The sequence below is a fragment of the Pseudomonas fluorescens genome, from assembly GCF_902497855.1.
Lineage (GTDB): Bacteria > Pseudomonadota > Gammaproteobacteria > Pseudomonadales > Pseudomonadaceae > Aquipseudomonas > Aquipseudomonas fluorescens_BI.
This window is the reverse complement of sequence record NZ_CABVHU010000012.1, coordinates 1-12,951: the sequence shown is the minus strand read 5'-3', so window position 1 is coordinate 12,951 and position 12,951 is coordinate 1. Positions and strand designations below refer to the sequence as shown.

The 12,951-nt window shown below is 60.9% G+C and carries 15 protein-coding genes; 5 read left to right on the top strand and 10 right to left on the bottom strand.

The genetic code is table 11. The annotated features are described in order from the left end of the window. Nucleotides 1–26 precede the first annotated feature (26 nt). The 6 genes from F8N96_RS22480 to F8N96_RS22455 all read right to left on the bottom strand — a co-directional run bounded on the left by F8N96_RS22480 (nt 27) and on the right by F8N96_RS22455 (nt 4,491). Nucleotides 27–599: a DUF6162 family protein gene (locus tag F8N96_RS22480; RefSeq protein WP_150799679.1), complete on the bottom strand. Its 573-nt coding sequence runs from the start codon at nt 597–599 to the stop codon at nt 27–29. After that, nucleotides 596–919 carry a hypothetical protein gene (locus F8N96_RS22475; protein ID WP_150799678.1) on the bottom strand — a complete coding sequence of 108 codons (324 nt, stop codon included), beginning with the start codon at nt 917–919 and terminating at the stop codon, nt 596–598. Before F8N96_RS22475 ends, F8N96_RS22480 begins: the two co-directional genes overlap by 4 nt. Beyond that, on the bottom strand, nt 916–1,458 hold the full coding sequence (locus tag F8N96_RS22470) for a thiamine pyrophosphate-binding protein (protein ID WP_150767263.1): 543 nt from the start codon (nt 1,456–1,458) through the stop codon (nt 916–918). Before F8N96_RS22470 ends, F8N96_RS22475 begins: the two co-directional genes overlap by 4 nt. Then, entirely contained in the window at nt 1,455–2,654 is a 1,200-nt protein-coding gene (locus F8N96_RS22465) for a PepSY-associated TM helix domain-containing protein (RefSeq protein ID WP_150799677.1), read from the bottom strand. Before F8N96_RS22465 ends, F8N96_RS22470 begins: the two co-directional genes overlap by 4 nt. A 259-nt stretch (nt 2,655–2,913) precedes the next feature. Then, nucleotides 2,914–3,789 carry an alpha/beta fold hydrolase gene (locus F8N96_RS22460; RefSeq protein ID WP_150799676.1) on the bottom strand — a complete coding sequence of 292 codons (876 nt, stop codon included), beginning with the start codon at nt 3,787–3,789 and terminating at the stop codon, nt 2,914–2,916. Between the two features lie 243 nt (nt 3,790–4,032). Further along, on the bottom strand, nt 4,033–4,491 hold the full coding sequence (locus F8N96_RS22455; RefSeq protein ID WP_150799675.1) for a VOC family protein: 459 nt from the start codon (nt 4,489–4,491) through the stop codon (nt 4,033–4,035). Nucleotides 4,492–4,773: 282 nt separating this feature from the next. Between F8N96_RS22455 and F8N96_RS22450 the strand changes: the two genes are divergently transcribed. From F8N96_RS22450 to F8N96_RS22435, 4 genes are all read left to right on the top strand, one after another. Then, nucleotides 4,774–5,043, top strand: coding sequence for a DUF547 domain-containing protein (locus tag F8N96_RS22450; RefSeq protein ID WP_150799674.1), 270 nt, complete (start codon nt 4,774–4,776; stop codon nt 5,041–5,043). Nucleotides 5,044–5,141: 98 nt separating this feature from the next. Then, the gene (locus tag F8N96_RS22445; protein WP_150767268.1) at nt 5,142–5,756 is read left to right on the top strand and encodes a LysE family translocator; all 615 of its coding nucleotides are present in this window, start codon (nt 5,142–5,144) and stop codon (nt 5,754–5,756) included. 203 nt (nt 5,757–5,959) lie between these two features. After that, nucleotides 5,960–7,126 carry a cysteine desulfurase family protein gene (locus F8N96_RS22440; protein WP_150799673.1) on the top strand — a complete coding sequence of 389 codons (1,167 nt, stop codon included), beginning with the start codon at nt 5,960–5,962 and terminating at the stop codon, nt 7,124–7,126. A 57-nt stretch (nt 7,127–7,183) separates the two neighbouring features. Beyond that, nucleotides 7,184–8,992, top strand: a complete 1,809-nt coding sequence (locus F8N96_RS22435) for an aminopeptidase P family protein (protein WP_150799672.1) — start codon at nt 7,184–7,186, stop codon at nt 8,990–8,992. 45 nt (nt 8,993–9,037) lie between these two features. Here F8N96_RS22435 and F8N96_RS22430 read toward each other — a convergent pair whose 3' ends face one another. Both F8N96_RS22430 and F8N96_RS22425 read right to left on the bottom strand, forming a co-directional pair. Continuing rightward, entirely contained in the window at nt 9,038–9,634 is a 597-nt protein-coding gene (locus tag F8N96_RS22430; protein WP_150799671.1) for a 2-hydroxychromene-2-carboxylate isomerase, read from the bottom strand. A 36-nt stretch (nt 9,635–9,670) separates the two neighbouring features. Next, entirely contained in the window at nt 9,671–10,399 is a 729-nt protein-coding gene (locus F8N96_RS22425; RefSeq protein ID WP_150799670.1) for an SDR family oxidoreductase, read from the bottom strand. 91 nt (nt 10,400–10,490) lie between these two features. Here F8N96_RS22425 and F8N96_RS22420 point away from each other — a divergent pair, with 91 nt between their 5' ends. Beyond that, nucleotides 10,491–11,051, top strand: coding sequence for a TetR/AcrR family transcriptional regulator (locus tag F8N96_RS22420; RefSeq protein WP_150799669.1), 561 nt, complete (start codon nt 10,491–10,493; stop codon nt 11,049–11,051). A 9-nt stretch (nt 11,052–11,060) separates the two neighbouring features. Here the strand turns inward: F8N96_RS22420 and F8N96_RS22415 are convergent, their stop codons facing one another. Next, nucleotides 11,061–11,342 carry a hypothetical protein gene (locus F8N96_RS22415; protein ID WP_128870961.1) on the bottom strand — a complete coding sequence of 94 codons (282 nt, stop codon included), beginning with the start codon at nt 11,340–11,342 and terminating at the stop codon, nt 11,061–11,063. A gap of 170 nt (nt 11,343–11,512) precedes the next feature. Beyond that, the gene (gene rhtA / locus F8N96_RS22410) at nt 11,513–12,400 is read right to left on the bottom strand and encodes a threonine/homoserine exporter RhtA (RefSeq protein WP_150799668.1); all 888 of its coding nucleotides are present in this window, start codon (nt 12,398–12,400) and stop codon (nt 11,513–11,515) included. Between the last annotated feature and the right edge of the window lie 551 nt (nt 12,401–12,951).

The window sequence follows — 12,951 nt, the reverse complement described above, 5'->3', positions numbered from 1 at the left end:
GTCTTCTCTCGGGTGAAGGCGAGGGTTCAGTGCCGGTGCTGGCGGGTCACGCCGGCATCGAATTGCGCGACGATCGGCTGCCAGCCGGCGCTTTCGAGCGCGGCGTCGGAGAGGTCAGTCGGGGCAGCGAGGGTTTTGCCGGGGTTGAGCCAGATGTCCGGCGCATCATCGTCAGCGCTCAGGCGCATCAGAAACGAGCCGGCCACCGTGGGTGCCTGGCTCTGACCGAAGTAAGCCCTGGCCTCGAGCAATTGCCAGGCATGGCCGCCACGGCTGACGGAGCTGGCGTCCCTTGCAAACGGGGCGAAGCCTTCGTCGGCTAGGACTTCAGGCGTCGGCAGGGTTTGCTGTTCCTGGCGCAGCAGGTGAATTTCGTCCAGCGTCACCCGCAGGTCGGCGTAGATGCCTTGCTCGGAGGCGCTCAGGTCGCGACGGGCATCCAGTTGATGGCTGTTGACGTTGCTCACTGCCTGGGATTCATGGCGCCAGGCGACCACCGAGCCGGCCACCGCCAGGATCATCAGGCACAACAGCAGCACATAAAGGGTTTCATGGCCGGCTCCGGCCGGGCGGACGACGTGGGTGGTTGGGGTGCTCATGGGGCCTCGATGTCCGCTTGGTCGATCTCGACGACGTGACCGGGACCGGCGTCGAACAGCACGTAGAACTCGGCGCCGGGCTTCTTGAAGGTCAGGGTCGAATCGGCACCGAGCTTGCCCGGCACCAGGATGGTTTCGTCGTAGCCGATCACATCCAGGGTTACGCCCGGCGCGCCGCTGCCATCGGAAAAGCCGCCGGTGCACCGGATCTGCTCGGCATCGATGGCCTTGCACTCGCACATCGGGTTGTGGGCCAGGGCGCTGGCGCTGAAACCGGCGCAAAGCACCAGCAACGCGGCGCTCAGAGGACGGATGATCATGGTTTGCCTCCTTGTTGGTTCAGCCAGGCGAGAGTAGCCGGGGAGGCCTGGCTCAGCGGGATGGATGCCTGGTGCATAGTGCCGTCCCAGCCTTCCATGGTGATCCACAGCTCGGCGTCGGCCTTGGTTTTCTCGGGGATCGGCAGCATCGCCCCCATGCGGTACGGCGTGCCGAAGAAAATCACCCCGGCGGCGCGCAGGCTGCGTGGCTTGCCGATACGCAGGTAAGTCGCCTTGACCTGATCGCGGCAGCTGTCGCACAGCGCCGCGTTGAAGTTCTTCATATAGCCGGCCGGGCCATCGAGCCTTGGCGCTTCATTGCGCAGCTCGGCGAGGCGCAGGCTCCAGGGCCCGACCTGAACCTCACCGACTTCCCGCTCGCCCAGGCCCGTATCACCGCGAAACAGTGCGGCATCGGCGAAGTACTTGGGCATGAACCCCAGTGGCACCAGCAACAGCAGGACGTTGATGTGGAAACGCCATTTGTGCCAGAAACGGCTCAATTTCGAGCCTGGTTTTTCTGCGGCGAACAGGCTCATTGGCTGACCTCCGTGGTTTCACGGCTGGTGGCCGCAGCGGTCTGTTTGCGTGGGGCTTTGTTGCCGCGCTTGAGGGCATTGGCCGTGGCCAGGGCGGTGCGTTTGGTCCAGATCAACAGGCCGCTGAGCACCATCATGCTCAGGATCAGGCCGAAGAAGAACCAGATCAGCTTGATCCAGAGGCCACCGAAATCGCCGGTGTGCAGCGGCCGCATGGATTCGGTGACCAGTTCCAGGCCCGAGCGGTCCGACAGCAGGCGGGTCGCGCCGACGTCGCCGGTGTACGGGTTGATCTCCGCGGTCTGGAACATCAGCGGGTACCAACTGCGCCCTCCCACCGACAGGTAGCTGTAGGCATTGGCGGGCAGGCTGACGAAACTGTCTTCCAGCCCTGGAATGCTGGCCTTGGCCTGCGCAATCGCGGCCTCCAGGCTGATCATCGGCGCCGGCGCGCCATCGGCGGTCATCGGCACGCTTTCGCGCGGGACCACCAACGCCACCGGCGCGGTGGAAATCGAAATCTGGTTATCGAACATGAAGGCTTCGATCAGGAACCAGGTGCTGGTGACGGAAATCACCGCGATGAACCAGATCGACCAGATGCCGCTGAGGCGGTGAAAGTCGCCCCAGAAGATCCGGGCGCCTTGACGAATGCGCAGGGTCGGTCGCAGAAAGCCCTTCCAGAAACGCTTGTAGACCACCAGCCCGGTGACCAGGGACGCGAGCAACGGCAGGCTGAGGAACGACACCAGGTACCAGCCCCAGCTGTAACCGTTGGTGAACGGCACCAGCCACCAGCCATGCAGGGCGCGGGTAAAGGCCTTGAAATTGAACTGCGGGGCCGTGCCCTGGATCATGCCGGTGTACGGGTTGACGTACACCGTCACCGAACGACCGTCGGGGTAGCTGACCTCCACGTCGAGGGCGAAGTGTGCTTCGTCAGGCCGACTGATGGACTCGACCAGGGTGTTGGGTTCGGCCTTCTTGATGGCGGCGATGATCTGGTCATAGCTGAGCAGCGGCGCATCGTCCGAAGGCTGGCTGGCGCGCATCTGCGGGTTGGCCAGCCAGACGATTTCCTGGCTGACCACCGCCAGGGTGCCGGTCACGCAGACAATCAGCACGAAAAACCAGATGGGCAGGGCCAGCCAGCTATGCACCAGAAACCAGAGTTTTGAGCGGGATTTCTTCGACATGATTAAAGGTCTTGTTTCGATGAGAGGGCCTCTGCTGCGGGCTTCCCAGCGTTGAGGTCCATGGAAGGTCCGGCCGTGGCTTTTGCCTACGCGGCCCGACTGCATCTATATAAGACGAATGAGCATCGGAAATCCCGAAGGGGGATATGAAAGAAAATGTTTCGTGTTTCGCGAAAACCGGTTTTCTTTGGACAGGACACCCCCGCGCCGGTCGATGAGGGCCAGTGCGGGGAAGATTCAGCTCAGAGAAGTCTCGAGGTCAGAGCAGGAAACCCAGCACTTCGGTGAGCAGCAATTCAGGGGCTTCTTCAGCGATGTAATGGCCGGCGGGCAGCGCCTTGCCACGGACATCGGTGGCCACCTGTTGCCATTCCTTGAGCGGTTCGAAACAGCGCCCGACCGTACCTTCGGCGCCCCACAGCACCAGCAATGGCAGATCCAGGTGATGACTGGCGTCGATGTCTGCGCGGTCATGCTCCAGGTCGATGCTGGCACTGGCGCGGTAGTCCTCGCAGATACCGCGGGCGGCGCCCGGCAGTGTCAGGCAGCGCAGGTATTCGCCAAAGGCCTCGGCGGTGAAGGGCTTGAGCCCGGCGCTGCGACTGCCCATTACGCTGCGCAGATAGGCTTCGGGGTCGGCTTCGATCAGGGTTTCCGGCAATGGCGCGGGGCGGATCAGGAAGAACCAGTGCCAGTAGGCGCGGGCGAAGGCTTCGTTGGTTTGTGCATACATCGCCAGGGTGGGTGCGATGTCGAGCAGCACCATGCGGTGCACGGCGGCGGGATGATCCAGCGCCAGGCGATGGGCCACCCGGGCGCCACGGTCGTGGGCCAGTACCGAGAACCGCTCGAAGCCAAGGGACTTCATCAGCTCCACACTGTCCCTGGCCATTTCGCGCTTGCAATAGTGGCTGTGCCGGTCGTCGGCCGGTGGTTTGCTGCTGTCGCCATAACCGCGCAGGTCGGCGGCGACCACCGTGAAGTGCTCGGCCAGTTGTTCGGCGACCTTGTGCCAGATGACGTGGGTCTGCAGGTGACCGTGCAACAGCAGCAGGCCCGGCCCGCTGCCGCCGATGCGGCAGGCAATGTCCACACCGTTGACGTGGCGCTGGTCTTTGAGGAATCCGGCAAACATGGGGTGACTCCTTATTGTAGTGGCCTGCATCCTGAAATTGTCGGCGCGCAAGGACAAGTCGCAAAGTGTGGTGCGATTGTTCATGAAGTGTGTTCAAGGAGGCCGGCGGTGACGGGTCGGGCCTCTTCGCGAGCAGGCTCGCTCCCACAGTTGATCTTGGGCGTTCACATATAAGTGAGTTCACAGAAGATCCATGTGGGAGCGAGCCTGCTCGCGAAGAGGCCCGACACGTCACCGAAGATTTCAACCCTGTTGAAACATCTCCCTGGCCCGCTGCTCAATCTGCTCCTGAGTCAGGTCCTCCTTGTGCGTAGCCAGGAACCACAAATGCCCATAGGGATCCTTCAAGGTCCCGGAGCGGTCGCCATAAAACTGGTCCTTGACCTCGGACACCACCGTGCCGCCTGCTGCAATCGCCTGTTTAAAGGACTTGTCCACATCGTTCACGTACAGGTGCAGCCCAACGGAGGGCGATGTGTCCGGGTTACTCAACGGCCCTTGATCGCAAGGCGTGCCCAGCATGATCGGGCAATCGCCGATGCGCAGTTCAGCGTGGCCGATGCCGCCATCCGGCATGGACAGGCGCATGACTTCGGTGGCGCCAAAGGCTTTCTTGTAGAACTCGATGGCTTCAGCCGCTTTCTGTATGCCCAGATACGGGGTGACGCTGTGATAACCCTCTGGAATAGGTTTGACGCTCATGACGGATCTCCCTTTTTGTTGTGAGTTGACGAGGTTTTGTCGGTCTGCGGCCGAAAGTGTAGGCGCTGCCGCAGGCTGCGATCTCTTGATTTTGATCTCTGACAGCCATCAAGTTCACAAAAAAATCGCAACCTGCGGTAACCATGCGTCTGCTCCTATGAGCTCCCGCTGCAACGTTAGCCAAATCCAATACCCACTATCGAGAGCGTTGATTTCTGTCCATCCAATGGCGCGAGTAGCCTGTGTTCATTGCCTCGAACCCGGATGTCAGGACGCCAGACCATGAAACACCTACTCGCCACTTTCCTGCTGCTTGCCGCTTCCGTCCTTGCCGGATGTGCCAGCCACGGTTCCCCGGAACTGCGGCCCTACACCGCTGAAGAAAGCAAGGAACTGGCGCTGGAGGCATTGAATCGTCGTGGCTTGTCCTTCGATGAATACCACGCCAGAAAAGCTGAACTGCTGGGCGAGCCGCAGCAGTCGTTCAGCTTCGACAAACAAGCCGAAATGAACGCCGAACGTGCCGTGCAACTTCACGGTCGCCCGAGCTGAGCGACTGTACTGCTCGAAGTTTCACCCAACTGTCCATGGGTTTCGCGCAAGGTGTGCGATAGGGTCAATACCTGACTGCCCCTGATGGACTGCCACCGATGACGCTCTCGCTCGATCTGCTGCTGGGTTTCGCCCTGTTTGCCCTGGTGACCTCGATCACCCCGGGCCCGAACAACACCATGTTGCTGGCATCGGGAGTGAACTTCGGTTTTAACCGGACTATCCCCCATATGCTGGGCATCACCTGCGGTTTCTTCGTGTTAGTCGTGGCCGTGGGTTTCGGCCTGGGCGCGGTGTTTCAAACCTATCCATTGCTTTACACCGTGCTGCGTTACATCGGTGCCGCGTATTTGCTGTACCTGGCGTGGAAAATCGCGCATTCAGGCCCGGTCTCGGATGCCGGGCAGAGCGACGCCAAGCCGATCAGCTACCTGGGGGCGGCGGCGTTTCAGTGGGTCAACCCCAAGGCCTGGATCATGGCGATCGGTGCCATCAGCACTTACACGCCCCTGCAGGGCTATTTCACCAACGTGATCGTGATTGCCGCGGTCTTTGCCCTGATCAACTTGCCGAGCGTCGGTGTCTGGGCCGCTTGCGGCACGCTGTTGCGCAACGTGCTGAAGGATCGCCGCTGGTTGCGCCTGTTCAATTGGGGCATGGCCGCGTTGCTGGTGGCTTCGCTCTATCCGATATTGCTCGAAAGCTTTAGCTGAGCATTGCTTCAACCGGTTGCCCTATGCCTGTTAAGCTCGACTTCAGGAGCGTTCCTACGCACTTTTAAATGAAGTTGTTCTTCTTTAACGGCCTCCGATCAGGTATTTCTAAGGTTCCGGACGATCGGCGCAGCTCACGAGGTTGCGCCTCGACCGTTCGGTAACGAGCTTCCCGATCCCGGAACACGCTCTGCGAGTCATTTATGAATAAACGTCCACTGTATTTCGACTACGCCGCCACCACGCCGGTGGATGAGCGGGTCATCCAGGTCATGATCGAATGTCTGGGTTTCAACGGCAATTTCGGCAACCCGGCCTCCAGCGCCCATGCGTTCGGCCAGCAGGCCCGGCAATCGGTCGAGCAGGCGCGGCGTCAGGTGGCGGAGCTGGTCGGTGCCCAGGCGGAGCAGATCGTCTGGACCTCCGGCGCCACCGAATCGAACAATCTTGCGCTCAAGGGCGTGGCCCAGGCCCGCGGCGTTGGCGGCGGCCATATCATCACCAGCCAGATCGAACACAAGGCTATCCTCGATACGGCGAAACAATTGCAGGACGCCGGTGTTGCAGTGACGTATCTGGTGCCTGACGCCGAAGGCCTGATTACCCCGCAAGCCGTCAGCGAAGCACTGCGCGAGGACACCTTCCTGGTCTCGCTGATGCTGGTCAACAATGAGTTGGGCACCGTCAATGACATCCCCGCCATTGGCCAGGTCGTGCGCGATCGCGATGCGTTGTTCCATGTCGACGCGGCTCAGGGTGCGGGTAAAGTGGCGATCGACCTGGCCGAATGGCCGGTGGACCTGATGTCGTTTTCCGCCCACAAGATTTATGGCCCCAAAGGCATCGGTGCGTTGTACGTCGGCCCGCGCGCGCAGCAGCGCCTGCAGGCGCAGATCCACGGTGGCGGCCACGAAGGTGGTTTGCGCTCCGGAACGCTGGCGACCCACCAGATTGCTGCCATGGGCTTGGCCTTCGCGTTGGCGGGGCAATTGTTCGATGAAGAAAAAGCCATGGTCGAGCGTCTGCGCGAACGTCTGCTCGAGCCGCTGCTGGGCATTCCCGGTATCCGCCTCAATGGCAGCCCGACCCGGCGCATTCCCCATACCCTGAGCCTGACCTTCAACGAAGGCGAGTTCAGCTCTGCGACGTTGAGCGCCTCGATCGCCTTTTCCGCGACCTCGGCCTGTAACTCCGCGAGCAATGCGCCCTCCCATGTACTGCTGGCCCTGGGACACGACGCCCGCTCGGCGAGCCGCACCATCCGCTTGAGCCTTGGACGTTTCACCACCGAGCAGGACATCGATCAAGCGGTACACCTGATCAAATCGGCCTGCGCCAGTGCTCCGGCATTCTGGGCGACAGGGCCATAAAGCGCCGGCTTGGATCGGCACTCGACAATAATGATGAAGTGGTTAGCAGGAGACACGATGAGTACGCAGCCTTCGATCAATGGATCGGTGCCCGAGCGCCTGGCGCACACCCGCGAACTGATGAGCCGGGAGGGGATTCACGCTCTGCTGGTGCCGTCGGCCGACCCGCACCTGTCGGAATACCTGCCGGGTTATTGGCAAGGGCGGCAGTGGTTGTCGGGCTTCCATGGCTCGGTCGGTACGCTGATCGTGACCAGGGACTTTGCCGGCGTCTGGGCTGACAGTCGTTACTGGGAACAAGCGACCAAGGAACTCCAGGGCAGCGGCATCGAACTGGTCAAGCTGCAGCCGGGTCAACCCGGCCCGCTGGACTGGCTGGCCGAGCAAACCCCTGAAGGCGGCGTCGTCGCGGTGGATGGTGCCGTGATGGCCGTGGCCTCGGCGCGTACCTTGGGTGGCAAGCTCGAAGAGCGCGGCGCCCGCCTGCGTACCGACATCGACCTGCTGAGCGAAGTCTGGCGCGACCGCCCGAACCTGCCGAACGAGCCGATCTATCAACACTTGCCGCCGCAGGCGACTGTCAGCCGCGGCGAGAAGCTCGCCAAGGTGCGCGAAGTATTGAAGGCGCGCGGTGCCGACTGGCATTTCATCGCCACCCTCGATGACATCGCCTGGCTGTTCAACCTGCGCGGCGGCGATGTGTCGTTCAACCCGGTGTTCGTCTCTTTCGCCTTGATCAACCAGCAGCAAGCCACCTTGTTCGTCGCCTTGAGCAAGGTCGATAGCGAACTGCGCGCAGTCCTCGAACAGGACGGCGTGACCCTTCGCGATTACAGCGAAGTGGCCGACGCCTTGCGTGCCGTCCCGAGCGGCGCCAGCCTGCAAGTCGATCCGGCGCGGGTGACGGCGGGTCTGCTGGAAAACCTGGACAGCGGCGTGAAATTGGTCGAGGGCCTGAACCCGACGACATTGGCCAAGTCGCAAAAAAGCCTGGCCGATGCCGAGCACATTCGCCAGGCCATGGAGCAGGACGGCGCGGCGTTGTGCGAATTCTTCGCCTGGCTGGAGTCGGCATGGGGCCGTGAGCGCATTACCGAACTGACCATCGACGAACACCTGACGGCCGCGCGTACCCGACGCCCGGGTTATGTGTCCCTGAGCTTCAACACCATTGCCGCATTCAACGCCAATGGCGCGATGCCGCACTACCACGCCACCGAAGAAGAGCACGCGGTGATCGAGGGCGACGGTCTGCTGCTGATCGATTCCGGCGGCCAATACCTGGGCGGCACCACCGACATCACGCGGATGGTCCCGGTCGGCACGCCGACGGATGAGCAGAAACGCGATTGCACGCGGGTACTCAAAGGAGTGATTGCCTTGTCCCGGGCACAATTCCCGAAAGGCATTCTGTCGCCATTGCTGGATGCCATCGCCCGTGCGCCGATCTGGGCCGACAGCGTCGACTACGGTCACGGCACCGGTCATGGCGTCGGCTACTTCCTCAACGTGCACGAAGGACCGCAGGTCATCGCCTATCAGGCGGCAGCCGCGCCGCAAACGGCCATGCAGCCAGGCATGATCACCTCCATCGAACCGGGCACTTACCGTCCGGGCCGCTGGGGCGTACGGATCGAGAACCTGGTATTGAATTGCGAGGCGGGCAAGAGCGAATTTGGTGAGTTCCTGAAGTTCGAGACCCTGACCCTGTGCCCGATCGACACTCGCTGCCTGGAACCGTCGCTGCTGACCGAAGATGAAAAGCAGTGGTTCAACGCTTACCACGCCGAGGTGCGCGAACGCCTGAGCCCCTTGCTCGACGGTACAGCCCTGGAGTGGTTGAACACCCGGACCGCGGCTATTTGATGGGCGTGAGTTCAGGGCGCTGTTGCCAGCGCCTGAACTCATTGTCTAGACCTGACTCAGGGCCTCAAGCACGAACTCCAGCCGATCCTGGCCAAAGAACAACTCATCACCGACAAACATGCTCGGTGCGCCGAACACACCCCGTTGCACCGCTTTCTCGGTGTTGTCCTTGAGTGCGTTTTTGACTTGCTCATCGCCGGTCAGGGCCAGCACTTCATCCGGATCGAAGCCGTTCCGGGTCAGCACCGACGCGACCGTCGCCAGATCATCGAGGCTGCGGCCTTCAGCCCAGAGGGCGTGGAACAGGCAGTCGATGAAAGCCTGAAAGCGTTCCGGATGGCGCAACTGCATGCCCGTGACGGCGCGCATGAGCATCAGGGTATTGATGGGAAAGTGCGGGTTGAACTTCAGTGGCACGCCGTAGCGCCGGGCATAGCGTTCCAGATCCTGAAACATATAGCGGCCCTTGGCCGGGATGGTGGCCGGGGAGGCGTTACCGGTGGCTTTGAAGACGCCACCCAGCAGGATCGGAATGTAGATCAGGCGACTGTCGGTCTGCGCGCAGATTTTCGGCAGCTGGGTATAGGCCAGGTAGGTCGCGGGGCTACCGAGGTCGAAAAAGAACTCCAGGGTTTTGCTCATGGTCGATGTGCTCTGCTTATTGTTGTAGGGGAGGGCTTACCAACGCTCATTCCAAGGGCGCAAGTCCAGTTCGAAGGTCCAGGCGTCCCGGGGCTGGCTGTGCAGGTACCAATAGTTCTCGGCGATATGCTCGGGGTTGAGGATGCCATCCTGCGCCTTGGTCGCGTATTTCTCCGGAAAGCTGTCACGGATGAAGTCCGTATCGATGGCGCCGTCGACGACGACATGGGCGACGTGAATATTCATCGGGCCCAGTTCCCGGGCCATGCTTTGGGCCAGCGCGCGAATCCCGTGTTTGGCGCCGGCAAAGGCCGCAAACCCCGCCGCACCGCGCAAGCCGGCGGTGGCGCCGGTGAACAGGATGGTGCCGCGTTGACGCTTGGCCATGCGCTTGGCCACTTCACGGCCATTGAGAAACCCTGAGAAGCAGGCCATTTCCCAGATCTTGAAATACTTGCGGGCGGTTTCTTCGAGAATGCTGCACGGCACATTGGCGCCGATGTTGAAGACGAACGCTTCAATCGGCCCGATCTCGGTTTCGATCTGTTCGACCAGCGCAATCACCTCTTCTTCCTTGCGCGCGTCGCAGGCGAATCCGTGGGCTTGTGCGCCACTGGCCTGGAGGGCCTCCACCAGTGGCTGGAGTTTGTCCGCGCTGCGCCGAGTGACACAGGCCACAAAGCCTTCCCGGGCAAAACGCTTGGCGATGGCGCCGCCAGTGGCATCCCCTGCGCCGACCACCAGTACGACCTTCTGATTGTTCATGGTAGATCCCTTTGATAAACGATCGTTAACTAAACGAACGTTATGCTACGATTCGGCAGGCGTCAAGGCGATCAACTCTGAGGGCAAGGCAATGCGTTACTCGGCCAGTCACAAGCAGGAAACCAAAGAGAAGCTGCTGCAAAGCAGTGCGGTGTCGGCCAAGCAATCCGGTTTTGCAACGGTAGGTGTCGACGGCTTGATGAAAGCGATCGGCTTGAGCGGCGGGGCTTTTTACAGCCACTTTTCGTCCAAGGATGAACTGTTCGCGTCCATCGTCGAGCGCGAGTTAAGCCAAAGCCTGGCTCGGCTGGGGGCTGAACAGGATCGGGGCAAGCTTGAACGTTGCCTGAAGCATTACCTGACCATGGCCCATGTCGAGCATCCGGGCTCCGGCTGTGCGTTACCGGCCCTGGGCGCGGAGATTGCCCGTTCGGACATTACGATTCGCCAGCAGGCGGAGCATTGGATTTGTCAGTTGCAGGAGAGTTGGGCGCAGGTCCTGGGGAGTGACAGCCTGGCCTGGGCGATACTGTCGCAATGCATCGGTGCGCTGGTCGTGGCGCGCATGCTGGCCACTCCAGAGCTGCAGCGCAGGGTGCTGATGTCCAGTCATGAAGAGATTGGCCGCCAGATCGCAGGCCCGCGAACCTGACCAGGCGGCCTATTTGCAGATGACGATCATGCTGCGGCTGGTGTAGCCGGCAGGATTGAGACCAAATGGATAGTCGCCGGGTTCTTCCACCGAGTCCCCCGACTTGGCGATGACCTTGTAACCTTTGGGTGCACACGAATTGGCAGCGCTGGTGTAACACTTGTCCCAGGATGACGACAGCCCGGAACAGTTGATATGCAGCCCTTTCTTGCCATGTTTGATTGTGGGTTTCGACGTCGCCGCGCAGCCCGCAACCGCCAGTACGGCGATCAGTATCAAAATTCGTTTCATTACTGTCCTTATAGCGTCCCGGATCTTGATGCCCGGGTCTGGCCGTATTCGCTTTCGCTGCAAGCGTGTCCGATGTCCCTTTCGTTAAAAATCCATGCCTGGCACCGGATTACGGGGCTAAACATGGCCTAATTGCGCGGTAAATACCAGACCCTCGTTAAATGCTGATATCAATCCGCCGCGACGGCGGGCTTGACGGCGTTGCCCATGGTCATGGTCGCACCGACGGACGCCAAAATGATGCACAGGATAGCCATCCATTGTGACAGCGAGAGGTATTCCTGGAGGAACAGCAGGCCGGACAATGCGCCGAACGCAGGTTCAATGCTCATCAACGTGCCAAAGGTCCGGGCCGGCATGCGGGTGAGGGCGACCATCTCCAATGTGTAGGGCACTGCGGTGGACAGCAGGGCGACACCAATGGCGATGGGGATCAGCGACGGAGTCAGCAGGGCGGCGCCCGCGTGGACGATGCCGATCGGGGCGACGAACAATGCGGCAATCATCACCCCCAGTGCAGCGGTCTGCACGCCATTGTCGGCACCGGCTTTTTGCCCGAACAGGATATACAGCGCCCAGCAGACGCCCGCCCCCAAGGCATATCCGGCACCTGCCAGGTCAATACTGGCGGAGGTGGCTCCAGTCGGTATCAATAGCATCAGGCCGACGGCAGCCAGGGCGATCCACACAAAATCAATGGCCCGTCGTGAGGCATAGATGGCAACCGCCAGGGGACCAGTGAACTCCAGTGCCACCGCGATGCCCAGGGGCACGGTGCGCAAGGACATATAGAAGAGCAGGTTCATGCCGCCCAACGCCATGCCGTAGACGATGACGGTGCGCAGGGATTTCGCCGTGAGCGTCGCCCGCCATGGTCGCAGTATCAACAGCATGATCACGCTGGCGAAAACCAGGCGCAGGGCCGTGGTCCCTTGAGCGCCCACAACGGGAAACATGCTTTTGGCCAGGGAGGCTCCGGACTGGATCGATGCCATGGCTATTAATAGCAGGCCAACCGAGAACAGGGTCGAGGCAAGGCTGCGGGGGTGGTCATTCATGCGTGGCATCGTCCGAAGAGGAAAGCGAGAGTGTAGTTGGGCAATATACTGCGCATTCGTTGCAGGCGCGTCTATATATAAGCGGCGTTTTTGACGATCTTGATAGAAAAGCGTAATCAGGGGTTGACGGCAGATTCTGGAAGTCTATAATTCGCCCCACTTCCGGCGCAGTCGAAACGGAAAACTCCTTGGTAAACAAAGAGTTACGCAGTTTTCGGCAGCGGGTTGCTTCAGTTCATCGAAGCCCAGAAGGAGTTGAGAGAGCGGTGTTGTTTGGCTCTTTTGACGGTTCGATCTTCTCGGTCGAAAGCGGAGAAAAAGAGGTGTTGACAGCAGCGACTAACGCTGTAGAATTCGCCTCCCGCTGACGAGAGATCGGAAGCGCAAGTGGTTGAAGTTGCAAAGGAAACTTTGAAAGCTTCTAAAAATAACCGCTTGACAGCAGCAGAGGAAAGCGTAGAATGCGCGCCTCGGTTGAGACGAAAGATCTTAACCAACCGCTCTTTAACAACTGAATCAAGCAATTCGTGTGGGTGCTTGTGGAGTCAGAC

Excerpts from the sequence above, each read along its gene's own strand:
- F8N96_RS22480 (WP_150799679.1), bottom strand. The coding sequence starts at position 599 with ATGAGCACCCCAACCACCCACGTCGTCCGCCCGGCCGGAGCCGGCCAT.
- F8N96_RS22475 (WP_150799678.1), bottom strand. The coding sequence starts at position 919 with ATGATCATCCGTCCTCTGAGCGCCGCGTTGCTGGTGCTTTGCGCCGGT.
- F8N96_RS22470 (WP_150767263.1), bottom strand. The coding sequence starts at position 1,458 with ATGAGCCTGTTCGCCGCAGAAAAACCAGGCTCGAAATTGAGCCGTTTC.
- F8N96_RS22465 (WP_150799677.1), bottom strand. The coding sequence starts at position 2,654 with ATGTCGAAGAAATCCCGCTCAAAACTCTGGTTTCTGGTGCATAGCTGG.
- F8N96_RS22460 (WP_150799676.1), bottom strand. The coding sequence starts at position 3,789 with ATGTTTGCCGGATTCCTCAAAGACCAGCGCCACGTCAACGGTGTGGAC.
- F8N96_RS22455 (WP_150799675.1), bottom strand. The coding sequence starts at position 4,491 with ATGAGCGTCAAACCTATTCCAGAGGGTTATCACAGCGTCACCCCGTAT.
- F8N96_RS22450 (WP_150799674.1), top strand. The coding sequence starts at position 4,774 with ATGAAACACCTACTCGCCACTTTCCTGCTGCTTGCCGCTTCCGTCCTT.
- F8N96_RS22445 (WP_150767268.1), top strand. The coding sequence starts at position 5,142 with ATGACGCTCTCGCTCGATCTGCTGCTGGGTTTCGCCCTGTTTGCCCTG.
- F8N96_RS22440 (WP_150799673.1), top strand. The coding sequence starts at position 5,960 with ATGAATAAACGTCCACTGTATTTCGACTACGCCGCCACCACGCCGGTG.
- F8N96_RS22435 (WP_150799672.1), top strand. The coding sequence starts at position 7,184 with ATGAGTACGCAGCCTTCGATCAATGGATCGGTGCCCGAGCGCCTGGCG.
- F8N96_RS22430 (WP_150799671.1), bottom strand. The coding sequence starts at position 9,634 with ATGAGCAAAACCCTGGAGTTCTTTTTCGACCTCGGTAGCCCCGCGACC.
- F8N96_RS22425 (WP_150799670.1), bottom strand. The coding sequence starts at position 10,399 with ATGAACAATCAGAAGGTCGTACTGGTGGTCGGCGCAGGGGATGCCACT.
- F8N96_RS22420 (WP_150799669.1), top strand. The coding sequence starts at position 10,491 with ATGCGTTACTCGGCCAGTCACAAGCAGGAAACCAAAGAGAAGCTGCTG.
- F8N96_RS22415 (WP_128870961.1), bottom strand. The coding sequence starts at position 11,342 with ATGAAACGAATTTTGATACTGATCGCCGTACTGGCGGTTGCGGGCTGC.
- rhtA (WP_150799668.1), bottom strand. The coding sequence starts at position 12,400 with ATGAATGACCACCCCCGCAGCCTTGCCTCGACCCTGTTCTCGGTTGGC.